This window comes from Persicitalea jodogahamensis (assembly GCF_014651615.1).
Lineage (GTDB): Bacteria > Bacteroidota > Bacteroidia > Cytophagales > Spirosomataceae > Persicitalea > Persicitalea jodogahamensis.
In genome coordinates, this window is record NZ_BMXF01000004.1 from 39,151 (window position 1) to 56,748 (window position 17,598).

Annotated in this window: 14 protein-coding genes and 1 tRNA gene; 7 read left to right on the top strand and 8 right to left on the bottom strand. The window is 50.8% G+C overall.

The window, feature by feature from the left end:
* The first annotated feature begins 7 nt into the window (after positions 1 to 7).
* Together IE117_RS18600 and IE117_RS18605 are read left to right on the top strand one after the other, a co-directional pair.
* Positions 8 to 1,588, top strand: a complete 1,581-nt coding sequence (locus IE117_RS18600) for an N-acyl-D-amino-acid deacylase family protein (RefSeq protein WP_189566024.1) — start codon at positions 8 to 10, stop codon at positions 1,586 to 1,588.
* 95 nt (positions 1,589 to 1,683) lie between these two features.
* Positions 1,684 to 3,342: an N-acyl-D-amino-acid deacylase family protein gene (locus IE117_RS18605; protein ID WP_189566025.1), complete on the top strand. Its 1,659-nt coding sequence runs from the start codon at positions 1,684 to 1,686 to the stop codon at positions 3,340 to 3,342.
* 96 nt (positions 3,343 to 3,438) lie between these two features.
* Here the strand turns inward: IE117_RS18605 and IE117_RS18610 are convergent, their stop codons facing one another.
* The 3 genes from IE117_RS18610 to IE117_RS18620 form a co-directional block, all read right to left on the bottom strand.
* Complete coding sequence (locus tag IE117_RS18610) at positions 3,439 to 5,967, bottom strand: glycosyl hydrolase (protein WP_189566026.1); 2,529 nt, start codon at positions 5,965 to 5,967, stop codon at positions 3,439 to 3,441.
* A gap of 343 nt (positions 5,968 to 6,310) precedes the next feature.
* Positions 6,311 to 6,523, bottom strand: coding sequence for a hypothetical protein (locus tag IE117_RS18615; RefSeq protein ID WP_189566027.1), 213 nt, complete (start codon positions 6,521 to 6,523; stop codon positions 6,311 to 6,313).
* Between the two features lie 65 nt (positions 6,524 to 6,588).
* Positions 6,589 to 7,698, bottom strand: coding sequence for a fatty acid desaturase family protein (locus tag IE117_RS18620; RefSeq protein ID WP_189566028.1), 1,110 nt, complete (start codon positions 7,696 to 7,698; stop codon positions 6,589 to 6,591).
* 338 nt (positions 7,699 to 8,036) lie between these two features.
* On the opposite strand from IE117_RS18620, the gene IE117_RS18625 reads away from it, so the two are divergent.
* Positions 8,037 to 8,684, top strand: coding sequence for a response regulator transcription factor (locus IE117_RS18625; RefSeq protein WP_189566029.1), 648 nt, complete (start codon positions 8,037 to 8,039; stop codon positions 8,682 to 8,684).
* 228 nt (positions 8,685 to 8,912) lie between these two features.
* On the opposite strand, the gene IE117_RS18630 is transcribed toward IE117_RS18625, so the two are convergent.
* The 5 genes from IE117_RS18630 to IE117_RS18650 form a co-directional block, all read right to left on the bottom strand.
* Positions 8,913 to 10,151, bottom strand: coding sequence for a sensor histidine kinase (locus IE117_RS18630; RefSeq protein WP_189566030.1), 1,239 nt, complete (start codon positions 10,149 to 10,151; stop codon positions 8,913 to 8,915).
* Positions 10,152 to 10,532: 381 nt separating this feature from the next.
* Positions 10,533 to 11,957, bottom strand: a complete 1,425-nt coding sequence (locus IE117_RS18635; RefSeq protein ID WP_189566031.1) for a phytoene desaturase family protein — start codon at positions 11,955 to 11,957, stop codon at positions 10,533 to 10,535.
* Positions 11,958 to 12,064: 107 nt separating this feature from the next.
* On the bottom strand, positions 12,065 to 12,967 hold the full coding sequence (locus IE117_RS18640; protein ID WP_189566032.1) for a carbon-nitrogen hydrolase: 903 nt from the start codon (positions 12,965 to 12,967) through the stop codon (positions 12,065 to 12,067).
* Between the two features lie 160 nt (positions 12,968 to 13,127).
* Positions 13,128 to 13,203 (bottom strand) — tRNA-Thr (locus IE117_RS18645).
* A gap of 143 nt (positions 13,204 to 13,346) precedes the next feature.
* Positions 13,347 to 13,808, bottom strand: coding sequence for a Rid family hydrolase (locus IE117_RS18650; RefSeq protein ID WP_189566033.1), 462 nt, complete (start codon positions 13,806 to 13,808; stop codon positions 13,347 to 13,349).
* 183 nt (positions 13,809 to 13,991) lie between these two features.
* Between IE117_RS18650 and IE117_RS18655 the strand changes: the two genes are divergently transcribed.
* From IE117_RS18655 to IE117_RS18670, 4 genes are all read left to right on the top strand, one after another.
* The gene (locus IE117_RS18655; RefSeq protein WP_189566034.1) at positions 13,992 to 15,146 is read left to right on the top strand and encodes an FAD-dependent oxidoreductase; all 1,155 of its coding nucleotides are present in this window, start codon (positions 13,992 to 13,994) and stop codon (positions 15,144 to 15,146) included.
* A 75-nt stretch (positions 15,147 to 15,221) separates the two neighbouring features.
* Positions 15,222 to 15,989 (top strand): molybdate ABC transporter substrate-binding protein, encoded by a 768-nt coding sequence (modA, locus tag IE117_RS18660; protein ID WP_229581138.1) that lies wholly within the window; start codon positions 15,222 to 15,224, stop codon positions 15,987 to 15,989.
* A gap of 48 nt (positions 15,990 to 16,037) precedes the next feature.
* Positions 16,038 to 16,712 (top strand): molybdate ABC transporter permease subunit, encoded by a 675-nt coding sequence (modB, locus tag IE117_RS18665; RefSeq protein ID WP_189566035.1) that lies wholly within the window; start codon positions 16,038 to 16,040, stop codon positions 16,710 to 16,712.
* Positions 16,693 to 17,583, top strand: a complete 891-nt coding sequence (locus tag IE117_RS18670) for a sulfate/molybdate ABC transporter ATP-binding protein (protein WP_189566036.1) — start codon at positions 16,693 to 16,695, stop codon at positions 17,581 to 17,583. Before modB ends, IE117_RS18670 begins: the two co-directional genes overlap by 20 nt.
* Positions 17,584 to 17,598 lie beyond the last annotated feature (15 nt).

A 17,598-nucleotide genomic window follows, 5' to 3' on the forward strand; every position in this document is an offset into this window, starting at 1 on the left:
AAAAACTATGCGCTCGTTTTTATCCCTACTCCTTGGGCTGGTCCTGCTTTCCGGCCCGGCCTTTTCCCAAACCTACGACGTCCTCATAAAAAATGGCCGCATCATCGACGGCACCGGCAATTCCTGGTACTACGGCAACATCGCTGTGCAGGGCGGAAAAATAGCTGCCATTGGAAAATTGGATAAAGCCGAAGCTAAGCGAGTCATCGACGCCAAAGGATTAGTCGTTGCGCCCGGCTTCATCGATGTCCACGCCCACATCGAGGGCGACGAAATGGTGACGCCCACGGCGGACAACTTCATCCACGATGGCGTCACAAGCGTCGTGACGGGCAATTGTGGTGGTTCCAGTCTGGACATGGCGAGGTACTTTGCCCGGCTGGATTCCGTCAAAACCTCCATCAACGTGGCTTCGCTTATCGGCCACAACACCGTCCGCCGGGCCGTGATGGGCGACGCGCAACGCGACCCTACCGTCGCTGAACTTGCCCAAATGGAAGCCCTCGTCGAGAAAGCCATGCGCGAAGGCGCGGTCGGATTATCCACGGGTTTGATCTACGTGCCGGGTACTTACTCCAAGACGCCGGAGGTAGTTGCGCTGGCGAAAGCGGCCGCCAAACACGGCGGTGTGTACGCCTCGCACATCCGCGACGAGGGCGACAACGTGACGGAGGCGGTCAGTGAAGCCATCGCCATTGGCCGCGATGCCAACATGCCCGTCGAGATTTCACACTTCAAGGTCACCTACAAACCCAACTGGGGCCGCTCGGTGGAAACTTTGGCGCTGGTGGACAACGCCCGGAAGGAAGGGCTGGACGTGACGGTGGATCAGTATCCCTACGTAGCCAGCAGTACTTCGCTCGACACGACGGTACCGACCTGGGCGTTCAGTGGGGGCCGTGACTCCCTTCATGCCCGACTGAAAGATCCGGTCATCCGCAAACAGATCAAGCAGCAAATGGCCGATCGGTTGAAAGAGAAGCAACTCAAAAGCTTTTCGTACGCGCAGGTGGCGCGCTACGGACCTGATATCAGCTACAATGGCAAGAATATCAGCGAAATCAATCAACTTAAAGGCCGCAAAAGCAAGCCAATGGAGGAAGCTGAGACGATTCTTGAAATGGTAGAATCCGTAGGCCGCACCCAAATGGTGTTTTTCAGCATGGACGAGAAGGATCTGGTGCGCATCATGCAATACCCTTTCGCGATGGTGGCTTCCGACGCGGGCATCGCCAAGTTTGGTTCGGGCATGCCGCACCCCCGCGCGTACGGTACTAACGCCCGCGTGCTGGGCCGCTACGTCCACGACCAAAAGGTGATCCGCCTCGAAGAAGCCATCCGCCGCATGACTTCACTGCCCGCCCAGAAATTTGGGCTCCGCGACCGGGGCTTATTGCTCCCCGGTATGGCAGCCGATATTGTAGTCTTCGACGAAGCCACCGTTGGTGATGCGGCGGAGTTCGCCAATCCGCACGTGTATTCGGTTGGGTTCAAGTATGTATTGGTGAATGGGGAAGTGACTGTGGAGGAGGGGAAGCATACGGGGGTTAGAAGTGGAGGTACTTTGAAAAGCGCGGAAGTACTTTGAAGCATAATGAAGAATTACTCCCCACATAGTACTTTGAATTCCTCATTTATTGGTCTTTTATTGGAGCATTTTAATTCTCACCTACCATCCACCTTATGAAACCCCTCTCCGTCTTTCTCTTGTTTTCCTGCCTAACTCTCAACGCATTCGGCCAAACCTACGACGTCGTAATCCGCAACGGCACACTTTATGACGGGACCGGAGCCGCGCCAACGGTCGGCGACTTGGCGATTCAGGGGGATAAAATCGCGGCGATGGGGAAATTTCCGGGTCGGGGCAAGCGGGAGATCGATGTCCATGGAATGGCGGTAGCACCGGGCTTCGTGAATATGCTCAGTCACGCATACATCTCTCTGCTGCGCGACGGGCGATCACTTTCGGATATAAGACAGGGCGTGACGCTGGAAGTTTTCGGGGAAGTATCGATGGGGCCGCTTTCCGAAAACATGAAAGCCGAAATGCGGCAACAGCAGGACGAAGAAAAATTCGACGTCAGCTGGACGACCCTCGGCGAGTTCATGCGGCATTTGGAGCAAAAAGGGGTGGCCACCAACTTTGCTTCCTTCGTCAGTGCTTCCGAAATCCGGGAACACGAGCTGCAGCAAATCAACCGCGATCCCACGCCCGCCGAACTCGACCACATGAAGGCGCTGGTGGCGCAAGCTATGCAGGAAGGCGCGATGGGGCTAACGACCGCCCTGATATACGTCCCCGCCACTTTTGCCAAGACAGACGAACTGGTGGCGATGGCGAAGGTAGCAAGCGAATACGGCGGTATATTCACGGCCCACATGCGCAGTGAGGGGGACCGCTTCGAAGCGGCCGTGGATGAAATGATCGCCATCAGTAAACGGGCGAAGATTCCGGTGGAAATCTACCACTTGAAAGCGGCCGGAAAATCCAACTGGCAGAAACTTGACCGCGTGATTGCGAAAATAGACAGCGCGCGCCAAGCGGGTCTGGCCATCACGGCTAATATGTACAATTACACCGCCGGGGCCACTGGTCTCGACGCAGCCATGCCGCCCTGGGTGCAGGAAGGCGGCCTGCAAGCCTGGCGGCAAAGACTGCAAGACCCGGAAACTCGGCAAAAAGTAGCCAAAGCCATGACCGAACCCGCCGGCGATTGGGAAAATCTGGCCCTGGCGGCCGGACCGGAAGGAATGATTTTGCAGGGATTCAAGCAGGATTCTTTGCGCAAATACGTGGGCAAAACTCTCGCCGAGGTGGCTGCCCAAAGCGGTCAACCCTGGTACGAAACTGCTATGGATTTGGTGGTGATGGATGACTCGCGGGTTGGGACGGCGTATTTTTTGATGTCGGAGGAAAATGTAAAAAAGCAGATTGCTTTACCATACATGAGTTTCGGGTCCGACGCGGCTTCGATCGCGCCGGAAGGAAATCGTCTCAAAGGCAGTCCACACCCACGAACCTATGGGAACTTTGCCCGGTTGCTGGGCAAATACGTCCGCGAGGAAAAGGTCATCTCATTGTCCGAAGCGGTTCGTCGACTTACCTCACTCCCTTGCCAGAACCTGCACATCCCGGAAAGAGGATCTTTGAAACCCGGCTATTTTGCCGATGTGGTCCTATTTGATCCGGCCCGCATCGGCGACGTAGCTACCTACGACCAGCCCCACCAACTGGCTGAGGGTGTGGTCGATGTGTTCGTAAATGGTACTCTGGTACTGGAAGACGGCAAACCTACCGGCGCTACGCCGGGCCGGGCGGTGTACGGTCCGGGGAAAAAGTAAGGTACTTTTACTTTTTCCCAAGCTGTGAGGTACTTCCGCTGTACCTAACAAGTCTTTAACCATGCTCACTTAGTTGATTATCAGCGCATAAATTTGCTAATACCTCAGTCGCACCGGCCCTAACAAGCCCGAGGGCATCGCTTCCCAATGGCTGGCGTCGAATTTCTTGTAGGTAATATCTACAATATTGGTATCATAAAATTTCTTCCAATCCGGCGCCTGCTGGTCGCGTAGTCGCATGTAGTTGGCGGAAAGATTGCTTACCTCAATTTCCAGCGAATTCGTACCCGCCCGCAGGGTTTCCGCAGGTACTTTGAGCTGGAACGGAATGCTCCACGCCACGCCGATGGGCTTACCATTGAGCTTTACCGAAGCCGCTTCGCGCACGTCGCCCAGGTCCAGGACAATGTTTTTCTGAGTGGCAATATTTTCGGGTACTTCAAAGGAGAGCGTATAGCGTGCCGTGCCCGAAAAGTATCCGGCGGAATCGGAGAAAGTGGTCCAGGATTTCAAAGTTGAAACCGAAGTCGGCTTGGGTAACGAGGGCATTCCTTTCAGAAAAGTCACCGCCCAGTTTCCGTTTACGGGAAAATTATTTGCCAATACATTCGCTGTTTCCAGGTTGGGTTTGGTCGTAGTCCCTTTCAGAAAACAGGACTGGCCGGGCAGCAGGGAGAGGAAATGCTCCGTGGAATTGCCACGTCGGCGGGCGGGAAGCTCTGTCTCCTCGCCGGTGAGTGGGTCGTAGCGTGTGAAGTACGAATCCTTACCCAGTTTCAGCCAGTCTTCTTTAAAATCGTCACCCACATTCGCCACGAAGTACATAGCTTTGCCATCGTAGACTTTTCGGATAAACGTTAGCCCTTTTTCAGCCATTTCTTCCTGAGCGGCGCCATTGCTGATCAGCGTTTTCTCCCAGTCGCTCGTGACGGATACCGTCTTTCCTTTAAGAAGGCGAGAAAGTGATTTGGTAAATTGCTCCTGACGGCGATCAGCGCCATCGAATCCAGTGACATGGGAAGGCGTATGATCTTCAAAAACAATGCGTGCTCCCAGCGCCGCGAGCCGTTGCAATTCTTTAAGGGTAGTTTCGGGTAAGTAGGTGCTCGCCGGAATCAGAATAGTTTGGTAGGTGCTGTGCCCCGAATTGATACTGCCGCCTTTTGCCACCCTCAGCCGCGACAGTTGAAGATCCGAGACGTAATCGAAGGTGAAGCCTTTTTCCCAAAGCTTCTCGCACAACTTCCCGAAGGGTAGTTTCAGAAGCCAGCGATCGACGTGGTGAACTTCCAGCAAATGGACGCCGCCGCCCGAAGGTGAATTGGTGGCCCACAAGTCGTGGATGGGGAAATAAACAAGGACATCGTTATCCACTTGGCTATTTTGCAGGAGGGTTTGGCAGTTCTCCACGTAGCGATTCAGGAGCGGAAATTGCGCGGCAAAGTGCGAGGTAGGGCCGAAATGCGTCGAGGCATAAAACAGCCAGCCGGGGTAGTTTTCCGACGGGGGGGAATAGGTAGTTCCGTGGTAAAAAACGTGGTTGATGCCCGCCGTGAAAAGTTCGTCGATTTGGGGCTTGACCTGCGAAAGCGATACCTTAAAGTGATTGGCCAGCCAGGTAGCCGTTTCGGAGCTTACCAGCGGCTTACCCGAAAAATGGGCTGCCGATGACGCAAATTTCATGGCCAGCGGATTGGGCGTGCCAAACTGCTGGATCGAGTAGTCGGGGTCGATGCGCAGACCGGGAATCGGGAAGCGACTGGTCCCGAAGGCTTCGGTTTCGGGGATGGTGGCGGCATCGTAAAGGTCCAGCAAATTGCCCGGCGAGCCGTGGGCCTGGTAGCGGGTCTGGAAGCCATTTTTGGTACTCCACTGCGTCCAGGGTTGGGCGTAGCGTTCCAGGAGGAGTTCGGCGATGGTCTGGTGGTAGTCCATCCGAACCAGCTGCGCGGGTAGTTTGGTAGTTGTATCGGTCAGGATATCCAATTTGGTAAGGAGATCGTAGCCGCGCCGCCTCGCAAATTCTTTTGGGAAATCGACCGTCCAGTTAGCGCCGTAGGCCTCGTAAGAATCGTTATACATCGACCTGGGCCGTTCTGGCGATTGGATCAGCGTAGAGTCGAACCATGTCAGGTACTCGCGCATAGCGGTGGGATGAAACGGATCCAAAACCAATCCCTCGCCACCGGGCGCTGCCCGCTTTACTTTTTGTCCGGTGGGCTTTACCGCTATTTTGCCGTCTTTCACGTTCATGGTACGAGCCGCTGTTTCCGGCGTTACCGTGGGGCCACCGAACGGCCAGCCCGTTCCGGTAGTCATGTCTACGCCCAAGCCCAGCCGTTTGCCTTCACGCACGGTATGCTGCATCATGGCAAGCCAGTCTTTGCTGAGGAATGGCAGAAACTCTTTCTCGTAACCTTTCACACCGTAGATCGGAATAATATGAACTCCGCCCAGGCCGGCTTTTTTGAAACCTTCCATTTGAGCCGTGATGTCCTGTTCGTTGGCGGCACTGCCCATCCACCACCAGAAAGTCCAGGGTTTGGCCGTAGAAACTTTTTGGGCGTGTGATTGGCCGACGGCTATTAAAATCAGGAGAAGTACTACTTTGATGGAGTGCAACATTCTATTTCGGTGAAGAGCCTGGAATTTCATTTTCTGGCCCAAATTAGCGTATTCATTTTTACCACCTACAAAGTACTTTTTTATTCGTGGGATCAGCAAAGAAAAATGACGAACTGATGGCTTTGGACCATAATTTTCCGAAACGGGCGCTATGCGTCCGAAGGTAGTTTCGATGTCTGAAAGCAGTTTGTTGAGGCTCTCCGCGATTATCTGAGCCTGGCCTACGAGCTAGTTCTCAGGTTCAATCCCTCCATGAAAGTTCCCCTCCCGAAATTCTGGCCAAGGAAACCAGCCTGCCCGTCCACGAAATTTAGGAGAAGATAAAGCTTGAGCCCGACCACGATTACATCATCCCGAAAAATGAAGTGTTGACCGCCACCGATGGGGTACTTAGGCTTATTCCTCGTGATGTGAAGAAGTTGTCGAACTCGTCTGTCAAGGTATTTTTCATCTTGCCAGCCGAGGTGCGCGCCACGATTGCGGTGGATGTCGTGCTTTCATGGCCGCATGAATCGGCCCGCACGGGAGCAGCGGCACTGGATTGGCACCTCGCCAAGAAATCATAGAATTTCACCCGGGTAGAATTTGGGTCGTACCCAGGGAATCCCATAAAAGGCACTGCTAGCCAATGGCTTCATTGAAGTGCGGGGTGCCAAACTTGCGCAAACTGGCAATGTGAGATTTCAGGGCAATCATGAAAGTATCATTGACGCAGTAGTTCAAGCCGAATTCCTCAGCCGTTTCCTTGACGATAGGGGCAAGGGCCGCGTAGTGTACATGGCACACTTTGGGAAACAAATGGTGCTCGATCTGAAAATTCAGACCGCCTACGTACCACCCTAGCCATTTGTTGCGGGGGGAGAAGTCAACCGTAGTTTCAAGCTGATGAATCGCCCAGTCATTTTCAATAACTCCCTTGGAATTTGCCACCGGGTAGTGGGTCCCTTCCACTGAATGGGCTAATTGGAAAATCACGGTGAGCATCAATCCTGAGGTAAAATGCATCAGCGAAAAACCGAGGAGAATTTCCAGGAAGGGAATATTGAAAACTACCACCGGAAGGACAAAAAGCAAACCGAAATAAATAACCTTGATCCCGATTAACCCCAACAACAACTTACGGTTTTCGGCAATCGATTGGCGGAGCAGTCCCGATTTGATAAACGTATAAAATTGCAGGAAATCCTTTATCAGAACCCAGTAGAAGGTGAGAATCCCATAAAAGAAAAATGCGTAGATCCACTGAAAACGATGAAACCAAGTGGCGCCTGAGTCAGGAAAGAGTTTGATGACTTTCCGGTCTTTGATATCCTCATCCACCTCGGGGACATTGGTGTACGTGTGATGTAGAATATTATGCTGCAGCTTCCAGTTCAAGACCCCGACGCCCGCCAGGTTGATGGTATACCCCATCCATTTGTTCACGGTTGGATTTTTTGAAAAGGCTCCATGATTGGCATCATGCATCACACTCATTCCGATGCCGGATATGCCAAGTCCCATGACCACCCATAAAATCAGGCTGATCCAAAGCGGCGGGTTGGTGAATAGGAGGATAATAAAGGGAACAATATAGGCAGAGAGCAAAACAATGCTTTTGATTGTCATTGCTTTATTTCCGTACCGGGATTTATTGGTCTGTTCGAAGTAATCGTCCACCCTTTTTTTCAATGTGGAGAAAAAAAGGCTTTTCTGAGCAGGATGAAATTTGATTTTTGAATACGTGTCCATGAAGATGAAGCATTTAGATTTACTGACTTATTTGTCGAATGACTGAGGAATAAGTTCTAAAATCTAAGCTCGTCCACGATCCTTTCTAGTTTACCAACGCTAGTAGTTACCACTTGTTGCATACTAGTGTGCAATTAGTTGTGTGCTGATATACAATTACTTGTAATATCGCTATTTGGACACCTTCTGCAATTTTCCATGTTGTATATTTATCTTTTCAGCCACAAACTGGTGACTTCATACTATTTTCGACTTTAATTGAACTAACAGCATTACTACCCTATCGATCCGATACGTGTCCCTAATCGTTCGCTACCGGTACACTCTGGCCCAACTGCATGATCGTCTCAAATGAATCTTCCTTTCTAACCATCGTAATACTGGACACGCACCCTATAAACCGAATGGGGCTTGCCGTCCTGATCAGACAAAATTCTGAAAATGTCACCGTCATAGAGGCCCAAAATGTAGCTCAGTTTCAGCGGGACAACCAAAAGGTAGAGCCAGGACTTTTTATCTCGGTACTTAATGACCAGTCGCTGATTGGAAACGACCAATTGGCGATCGAAATAAAAGAAAGGTTTCCTTTTTGCTTCCTGATTATTTACGGGGAGGAACAATCGCCTCAGCATGCGATTGCAAGCCTGAAATCAGGAGTCAACGGCTTTTTTTCGAAGAATGCTGATTTGGTTGAACTGTCAGGGTGCATCGAAAGGGTCATGGCCGGGGAGATGTACCTTTCGCCGGAGTACATGCAGACTTTATTTGCTTTTTTGCTTTTACACCATGCTGTGGTTAAGATGCAGGATATTCTCACTCCCCGTCAGTTCGAGATCGCAGGGTACTTGGTGCAGGGGCTTTCCATTACTGCCATTGCCGAAAAACTAGGCTTGCATATTTCTACGGTCAGTAGGTTCAAAGCCAATATATTTTCAAAGCTGGGGGTTGACAATATTCTCAAACTGAAAGAAATTTTTGAGCAATAGGAGCTACATGGGATAATCATTTCAGCTCGCTTTTGTCAGGATGAATTGCTTTTGCAGCCCAGAGTGTTCCCCGTGGCTTGCCGGGCAACACCTCAATGAGTTAGCCCTCCTTTAAAAGATGGGGGTGGGGATAAATCTACGGAAGCCCGCCAGTAAAATGTTTCCAGGAAACTTATATGGATTTCTACCGCTGGAAAGAAACGCACGCGATCAATGATAAGTGCTTCCTTAGCTGGTAGGAAGGATAATCGAAACCGTGGTACCTGCACCTTGATCAGAATGGATGGTAATCAAACCAGAATGGTTGCGAATTATTTTTCGGCAAATGCTAAGACCTATTCCTGACCCTTCCTGAACTGTTTCTGAGGGAATTTGGGAAAACATGTCGAAGATTTTTTCGAGCTGAAACCGGTCGATCCCTATGCCATTGTCTGTAAATTTTATCTCGACATACCGCTTCTCCGGCATAAGGTGTGTGCCCTCCACAGAGCGAGTGTATTCCTGGCTGGAGATGGATATTAACAGAGGCACGTCTTTTTTTGAAAACTTGACTGCATTGTCAAATAGATGGTAAAAAAGCTGCTCCATTTGCAGGGGTACCCCCGGCACGGTCGGCAAGTTGCCCACATTAACAGTGGCATCCCTCTCATCCAATTTGAAACGTAGCTCCGCTTTGACCACACCGACAGTATATTCCAAGTCCACCGGCTGAACGGTCGCACCGTTTTCTTCCAGAATTGAAAAGTCAGAAAGGCTCATGATGAGATTTGAAAACCGATCGGCACCGTCGTTTATTTTAAGTGCGAACTGTTCAGCCTTCTCAATTTCCTTGTTTCTTATTGAATCAACCAGCATTCCACTGAAGATTCTGAGCTTGCGGAGTGGTTCCTGTAGCGTATGACTGGAAATATGGCGGTACTGCCTGTTTTCATCAAGGGAGTTACTGAGCTGCCTGTTCAAATTCCTGGCTGTCTTATCGCTTTCATCAAGCAACTCGATTTGTTGCAAGTGAAAGGAAATCAGATCGGAGAAGGCCATAAAGAGGCCTTTAATCTTTGGATTTTCCAAGTCCGCAGGATTGGGGTCAATCGCACAGAGTGTACCGAAGAACTCACCCGTTTTCAAGATGATCGGATATGAGATATAACTCTGAAATCCATACATTAACGGGGTGGGATGATTGCAGAACAGATCATTCTCCTTCACATGGTTGATGATGACAGGCTGGAAAGAGTCCCGGATTTCATTACAGATCGTCGTTTCTACCTTCAGTTCACTTCCCTGAACCAAGCCGAATTGAATGTCATCACGGACACTGCACGTGATCCATCGTGTTTCAGTAACACGGGCAATCGCAGCAAAGCCCATACCCGTAGTCTGGCATACCACATCCAGTAAGGTAGGGACGATTGAAATCCGGTTAACCCGTTCAATATCCTTTATAAGTTCTTCATCACTATAATTCATCACCCGGATAACATGTCCTCATATTCTGTCTTTAAAATTAGAAAGTCCCGATGATCTCAGACCTAACGTTAAGTGTGAAGTATTTAATCACATTTTAACCTTCCACCATTACGCGTCATTTGACGCCCGTTTTTTTTTAAACTGGAACTAGTGGGCTGTTTGGGGACGGGATAAGAAGGAGAGGTAATCTTCTCCAATTGTCTAGGTTTGAACTACCCTAAACTAAGATGGCGGCACAAAGGTAAAGTACGGGCAACTTATTAAAAACCAGTACTTCACCCCTTAAAAGTCAGTCTGTTTGAAATGCCCCGATTGGTACTCATAACGCATTGACATTGTAAAAGGCCAGTTTGGGGTAGTTTGAACAGGTGCCTTGCCAGCTTACCTTCCAAAACTACCCCGCAACGCCGCCCGTGCCGCGTTGTAGCCACACATACCGTGTACCCCGCCTCCAGGCGGCGTGGACGATGAGCAGATGTATAGGGTAGGGTCGGAAGTCTGGTAGGGGTTAAGGCTCGTGATCGGACGGGTCAGGAACTGCTTCCAATCCATGTTGCCGCCATTGATGTCGCCGCCCACACAATTGGGATTCCAGTCCTCGAACTGCGCCGTATTCATGGTATGCCGGGCCATAATGATCTCCCGAAAACCCGGTGCGAACCGCTCGACTTGCTGTTCGATGCGGTCGGTCATGTCTATAGTTGAGCCGTGTGGAACGTGGCAATAAGCCCAGGCGGTATGTCTTTCCGCCGGTGCTCGGCCAGCATCAAACAGACTTGGTTGGGCAAGGAGTACAAATGGTTTTTCGGGATGCTGCCCATCCGCGGTCAACTGTTCATTTTTTTGAATTTCTTCCAGCGATCCGCCAATATGAACAGTCCCGGCTCGCCGGCAGCCGGCATCCAAAAAAGGAATGGCCTCGCGCAGTGCCCAGTCTACCTTGAATACCCCAGAACCATACCGATAGTTGGCCAGCCGCTTTCGATAGGTTTCCGAAAGCCGGTTTCCGGCGATTCGCAGGACTTGTTGAGGCGTGAGGTCTAACAGAAAAACTTTGGCCTTCGGCAGCTCATTCAGATCATCTACCTGCCGATCAGTCTCTATATGGCCGCCGAGTGACTTGAAGTATGAAGCAAGGGCGTTGGCGATACTTTGAGTCCCTCCTTCGGCTACGGGCCAACCATGGCTGTGGCCTGAGGCCATGAGCGTCAGAGCAATGGCCGAGGTAGTTACGGTGGTGAGTGGCTGAAAGGAGTGGGCTGCCATTCCCGCTAAAAGTGCTTTGGCTGGTTGGGTTTTGAATTGATTGGCCAAAGTAGTTGCGGGTAATAAACCTTTCAACCCAAACCTGACAAAATCCACCGGATGGCGTGGCCATTGAAACGGGCTCAACAAATCATGAGAAAGTTCCGACCAATGATCCACTATCGGGGATAGGAGCTTTCCATAAGTATGCCCATCAGGCCCCAGAGTCTGTGATGTCTCATGTACTGAACCTAGTAGCATTGCTGCCGTACCGTTATCGAAAGGGTGGGCCAGCGCTACCGGGGGATACAAATAGGTTAATCCGTGTTCATGGAGTGGAATCGATTGAAAAAATGGAGAGCTGATGGCCAGCGGAACTACCGCTGCTCCCACATCATGAATAAAACCCGGCAAGGTGAGTTCCTCGGACCGGGTACTGCCGCCAACTACCCTGGCTCGTTCGATAAGCAAAACTGACAGTCCGGCCTCCGCCATGACGATGGCGGCGGAAAGGCCATTCGGTCCGGCACCAACCACCACGGCATCATAATCTCTGCGCATCCATTTGGTCGTTAGGTGTATTCAAAGGTTGGCTGGCACGGACTATTGAACTTCTGGGGGCGTCGGTGCCAATGCAGATTACTCAGGTATTGGCATTGAATGATCGTTCAATCAATGAACCGACGCGTAATGGGCTGGTAAGAGTCCACGCGCCGATCCCGGAAATAGGGCCAGGTAGTGCGGTAGTGGTCGATTACTGCCAGATCTATTTCCTGGGTATGAACAACCTCTTCATCGTGAGAAGCCAGATACAGCAACCGCCCGTGGGGATTTGCTACAAAAGACCCCCCCCAGAATTGCTGGTCGCCCTCGGTTCCCACGCGGTTGACGGCCACCACAAACACCCCATTGGCCACGGCATGACTGCGCTGAATGGTCTGCCAGGCACCGTACTGTTCTTGGTTGGTAACGAGGTCAGTTTCGCGTTTGTCCCAACCAATGGCCGTCGGATAAAACAGAATTTCAGCTCCCATGAGACTCGTTATGCGGGCCGCTTCGGGGTACCATTGGTCCCAGCAAATGAGTACACCAATTTTGGCAAATTTGGTATTGAATACCCGATAGCCGATTTCTTCAGTGCCAGCGGTGCCATCCGTGGGGGCGTCACCGGGTGTGAAATAAAATTTTTCATAATAGCCCGGATCATCCGGTATGTGCATCTTGCGGTACTTTCCCAGGTAACTTCCGTCGGCGTCCAGCACAGCGGTGGTATTGTGGTAAAGTCCCTGGGCGCGCCGTTCGAAAAGGGACGCTATAATGACAACACCTAGTTCGGCGGCCAGCTCTCCCAATGCCTCGGTGGACGGGCCCGGAATAGCTTCGGCCAGGTTGAAGTTAGCGTGATCTTCTACATCGCAGAAGTACAGCGACTTGAATAATTCCTGAAGGCAGATGATCTGCGCCCCCTGGGCAGCCGCTTCCCGGATTCTCCCGGTGGCTTTGTGGAAGTTTTCGTTTGGGTCATCAGTGCAGCTCATTTGCACCAGACCAATATTTACTTTTTTATTCATTGATTTTTTATCCTTGACTCTTAAGAGAGCCATTGCATTTCATATTTACAAAGCTACTTAACTCGAATAAGCTTTCATAAGGTACGTGAGGCGTGTATAACTGACGTTACCGTACTAAACACAAAAAATCCCGCAGACATTTCTGCCAGCGGGATTTTTGTGGAGCCTCCTACAAGACTTGAACTTGCGACCTACGCATTACGAATGCGTCGCTCTACCAACTGAGCTAAGGAGGCGTGATATTGATGATTCTCGACCCGGCTACCACGAGTGCCTCACCCTATGGGCCGCCCAACCGCCACTCACCTAAGAAGACGTCGTGTTTGGAGAGGCAAATATACGAATCGGGATTTTATTATGTCAAAATTTTTGATGTCTGTTACGGGTATACTGCCACCATTTCTATTTCGATAAATTTATCAGTATTGGCAAGACCCGCAATGCCGATTGTTGATCGGATGGGCTTGGTCGGCTGGTCGGCAGTGCCGAAGTACTTGGCATAGGCATCGTACCAGCCCTGATAATCATGTGTTCCGGTACTTTTGTCTGGGGCAATATATACACGCAGCATGAGTACGTCCTTTGTGCTCAACCCCTTCTCCCGCAAGGTTTTTTCAAAATTGGCAAGGATGCTCAGAGCCTGAGTGCGGGTATCCCCAAATCTCTCTCGAGTACCCTCTTTTGCCGTGCTATCTGCCACGCCACCTGTTGTGCCGCTGGTCCATAGCATTCTTTTTCCTGCGGGGAAAACGGCACCTGAGGAAATGACAGAGGCTGGTGAACCATAGAATTCTACCGTCTGTGCAAGCGAAGCGAAACTTAAAAGGATCGATAATCCCATGAGTGCTATCCAGGTGATTCTTTTTATATTGAATTATACAGTTTATTATTAGTACGAAATGATAAATTTTAAAAACTATATTCTGCAAATCTAAAATAATACGGGATATTATTTGTCATCAACTTTTTCGGCACCTATTTTTACTGGAAACAAATTTGCCCGGATCCTCACTTAATTCAACTTATGAACCGCCGAGATTTTTTTCAAAAAGCAGGGATTGGAAGTCTTGTTGTATCAACAGGTGCAGTGGCTTCTTGTGCTACCCGGCCTGGCCCACGGTATGCCGACAAGCAATTTTACATTAATCGAGGATATCACCAAATCCCCAAACTCCGGCTTTCGATGGATCGTATCGTGAAGGAAACCGTGGGACTAAGACCTTTTCGGCCTTCGGGTCCACGTGTCGAAGCCGAGCAAATGGGAAACAAACTCATCGTCCATAACTACGGGCATGGCGGAAGCGGCTGGTCGCTTTCCTGGGGGACGGGTAACGTAGCCCGGAATCTGGTTATGGCTACCCCCGAACGAAAAATAGCTATGCTGGGCTGTGGGACCGTAGGAATAGCTACCGCCTGCCTGCTGCAGGAGAGCGGTTGCGAGGTGACTATTTATACAAAAGATGTTCCGCCTAACGTGACCAGCAACCTGGCTACCGGCACCTGGTCTCCCGCGTCGCGGGTGTGCGATCCCGCGGTGGCCAAGCCTGGGTTTGAGGATATTTGGAAGGACGCTACGCTATTCTCTTTCCGGCGATTCCAGTTTCTGCTGGGACTAAACGACATCACCTCTTGGGTAGATGAGTACAGTGTCAGGAAAGAAGCCCCTGGCGCTACTGAACCCACGGGCGGCGGCGAGCAGTTTGACATTGAGGGGCTTATTCCTGAACGCGTCCGGTTAAGCAAAAAAGAGCACCCTTTTTCGGCAGATTATGTGACGCGTCGCTCCAATATGATGTTCAACATTCCGGCGTACCTTCACCATCATTTACAGGAGTTTCTGGCTTTTGGTGGAAAGGTTAAAATTCGGGAAATAAAGAAAGTCGAGGACATCGACGCCTTACCGGAAAAAGTAATAGTCAATTGCATGGGGTTGGGTGCCAAGCCCGTTTTCAATGATAAAGAAATCACGCCGGTCTCGGGTCAACTGTCCTGTCTGATCCCCCAAGCCGATATTCAGTACAAACTGAGCACCGAGGGGGCTAATTTTATTGCCCGGAAAGATGGGATTTACATGGGAAGTAACGGAATACTGGGCAATTGGGATACTACGCCCAGCCGGGAGCAGACTGAGAAGGTCGTGACGATTTTGCAGGATGTCATGAAAAATATGCGTGGCTGACGCTTTAACTTTCCGTATTGACGCATCCTTGCTACCTTTACTTCATTGTCGTTTTGAATAAAACAATGAAGTACCGTGCGCAAATTTGGATTTAAAGCTACGCTAATTGGGGTAGGGGTATTGCTGGTTGTTGCCTGTTCGAGGCCCAACGATAAAGTAGTCGTTGCAACGGCAGCCAATGTTCAGTTTGTGATGCAGGCGTTGCAAAAGGAATTCGAAAAGCAGACAGACACCCGACTGGAAATCGTTGTAGGTTCATCGGGTAAGCTGACGGCCCAAATCCGCGAAGGGGCCCCATTCGATTTGTTTGTGTCTGCCGACACGCGCTATCCGCAGGAAATATTTGACAACGGCGGAGCGGAAACACGCCCTCGGGTGTATGCCCGGGGAGCCCTGGTACTTTGGGCAAGTGACTCCACAATCACTCCTGATATCCAGAGGCTTGCCGACCCTGAAATAAAAAAAATCGCATTGGCTAACCCCGAAACTGCACCGTACGGCACAGCGGCCGTGCAGGTACTTAACAAAGCCGGACTGTACAATCAGGTAAAAAGCAAGCTGGTGTATGGCGAAAGCATCGCCCAGACTACCCAGTACATAGCCGCGGGCGCGGCAGAAATGGGGTTTACGGCATTATCCATGGTACTTTCACCCGAAATAAAAGGGCAGGGCCGTTGGAGTGAGCTGGATTCCGCTGACTATTCGCCAATAAATCAGGCGGCGATTCTTTTAAAACACAGCGAATCTTCACCTAAGAAACAGAAAAGTCAGGAATTTTATGATTTTCTGTATTCCGAGCAAGCGAAGGCTCTGTTTCGGAAATATGGGTACTGGGTCGAGTGAATCATGTTTAGTGTCAAAGTACCAAAGTGAAACTACGAATGCTGGAAGATGAATTTTGAGCCCCTGGTACTTACTTTCAAGCTGGCGTCGATTGCAACGCTGATTTTGTTTGGTTTGGCTTTGCCCTTGTCTTACTGGCTGGCGTACAGCCGTTTTCGGGGAAAAGTGCTGGTAGAGGCAATCATCGGCATGCCACTCGTGCTGCCACCCTCTGTGCTTGGGTTTTATCTTTTGCTGGCGTTTAGCCCGGGCTATTTTTTTGGCGCCTGGATAGAGGAGATAATAGGTCTCAGACTGGTTTTCTCATTTCCGGGGCTGGTGGTGGCATCGGTCATCTACAGTCTGCCGTTTATGGTATATCCTCTGCAGGCGGGTTTGCAGGCTTTACCTGTATCATTACGCGAGGCTTCGTATACTCTGGGAAAGACTCCCTGGACGACTTTTTTCAAAGTACTGCTTCCCAATGCCAAGTCGGCGATCCTTACGGCCATCGTTTTGACTTTTGCCCATACCGTCGGCGAGTTTGGCGTAGTACTCATGATCGGTGGGAACATTCCCGGCGTGACGAGGGTGGCATCCCTGGCAATTTACAACGAGGTAGAAGCCCTCAACTACTCAGCTGCCAACCAGTATGCGCTCGTGCTTTTTGTGATTACCTTTGCCATTCTGCTGTTGGTTTATTCCGTGAACAATCGCCTTTTCCGTGTCCGACACCCCGCTTGAACTCCAATTATGTCACGACCTTCGCACCGCCGAAGGCCTTGTGACTCTGAACGTGGAATTGCGGTTGGAGCGCGGTTCGATCACCGCTTTGACCGGGCCTTCGGGAGTGGGGAAAACTACCCTTTTGCGTAGTATCGCTGGTCTGGTAAAGCCTCAGTCGGGACGAATAGCGTTTGGGCAGGAAGTTTGGTTTGATTCTGACAAACAGATTTTCAAGATTCCCCAACAGCGCCGGGTGGGCTTGGTTTTCCAGGATTATGCACTTTTTCCGCACCTTAACGTGCGCCAAAACGTATCTTTCGCTTTAAAAAAAGGAGAAGACCAGGGCCGTGTGGACGAACTGCTGCGAGAAGTTGAACTCACGAAGCTAGCCGACCGCCGCCCTCATCAGCTTTCCGGTGGACAGCAGCAACGTGTTGCGCTGGCCAGGGCTTTACTACCCAATCCGGAACTACTGTTGCTGGATGAACCCCTCTCCGCGCTGGATCGCGCAATGCGACTGCGATTGCAGGATTATTTGTTAGAGATCCACCGCCGGTACCAACTTACCATACTTCTGGTTACCCACGATTTGGGCGAAATTTTCCGACTCGCCGATCAGGTGGTGAAAATGGATGAGGGGAAAATAATGAATCAGGGCACGCCTGAGCAGGTTTACACCAGCGAATTTGAACCATCCCCGGGCCCTGTACTTTACGGAGAAGTACTTTCCTGCCATGTTGAAAATGGCATGGCCACAGTGCAGGCGCTGATAGATCAGAGGATTCACAAGTTCAGGTTATCAGCCGCTGAAGCAACCAGCCTGGTCGTCGGGCAACCTTTTGTACTGAGATATTCAGTAGACAAACCTGTGTTTGAAAAAGTACGCTGACAATCCGCCGGAAGG

Excerpts from the sequence above, each read along its gene's own strand:
- IE117_RS18630 (WP_189566030.1), bottom strand. The coding sequence starts at position 10,151 with ATGAATTATAGTGATGAAGAACTTATAAAGGATATTGAACGGGTTAAC.
- modB (WP_189566035.1), top strand. The coding sequence starts at position 16,038 with ATGAATTTTGAGCCCCTGGTACTTACTTTCAAGCTGGCGTCGATTGCA.
- IE117_RS18655 (WP_189566034.1), top strand. The coding sequence starts at position 13,992 with ATGAACCGCCGAGATTTTTTTCAAAAAGCAGGGATTGGAAGTCTTGTT.
- IE117_RS18640 (WP_189566032.1), bottom strand. The coding sequence starts at position 12,967 with ATGAATAAAAAAGTAAATATTGGTCTGGTGCAAATGAGCTGCACTGAT.
- IE117_RS18635 (WP_189566031.1), bottom strand. The coding sequence starts at position 11,957 with ATGCGCAGAGATTATGATGCCGTGGTGGTTGGTGCCGGACCGAATGGC.
- IE117_RS18605 (WP_189566025.1), top strand. The coding sequence starts at position 1,684 with ATGAAACCCCTCTCCGTCTTTCTCTTGTTTTCCTGCCTAACTCTCAAC.
- IE117_RS18625 (WP_189566029.1), top strand. The coding sequence starts at position 8,037 with ATGATCGTCTCAAATGAATCTTCCTTTCTAACCATCGTAATACTGGAC.
- IE117_RS18610 (WP_189566026.1), bottom strand. The coding sequence starts at position 5,967 with ATGTTGCACTCCATCAAAGTAGTACTTCTCCTGATTTTAATAGCCGTC.
- IE117_RS18620 (WP_189566028.1), bottom strand. The coding sequence starts at position 7,698 with ATGGACACGTATTCAAAAATCAAATTTCATCCTGCTCAGAAAAGCCTT.
- IE117_RS18650 (WP_189566033.1), bottom strand. The coding sequence starts at position 13,808 with ATGGGATTATCGATCCTTTTAAGTTTCGCTTCGCTTGCACAGACGGTA.
- IE117_RS18600 (WP_189566024.1), top strand. The coding sequence starts at position 8 with ATGCGCTCGTTTTTATCCCTACTCCTTGGGCTGGTCCTGCTTTCCGGC.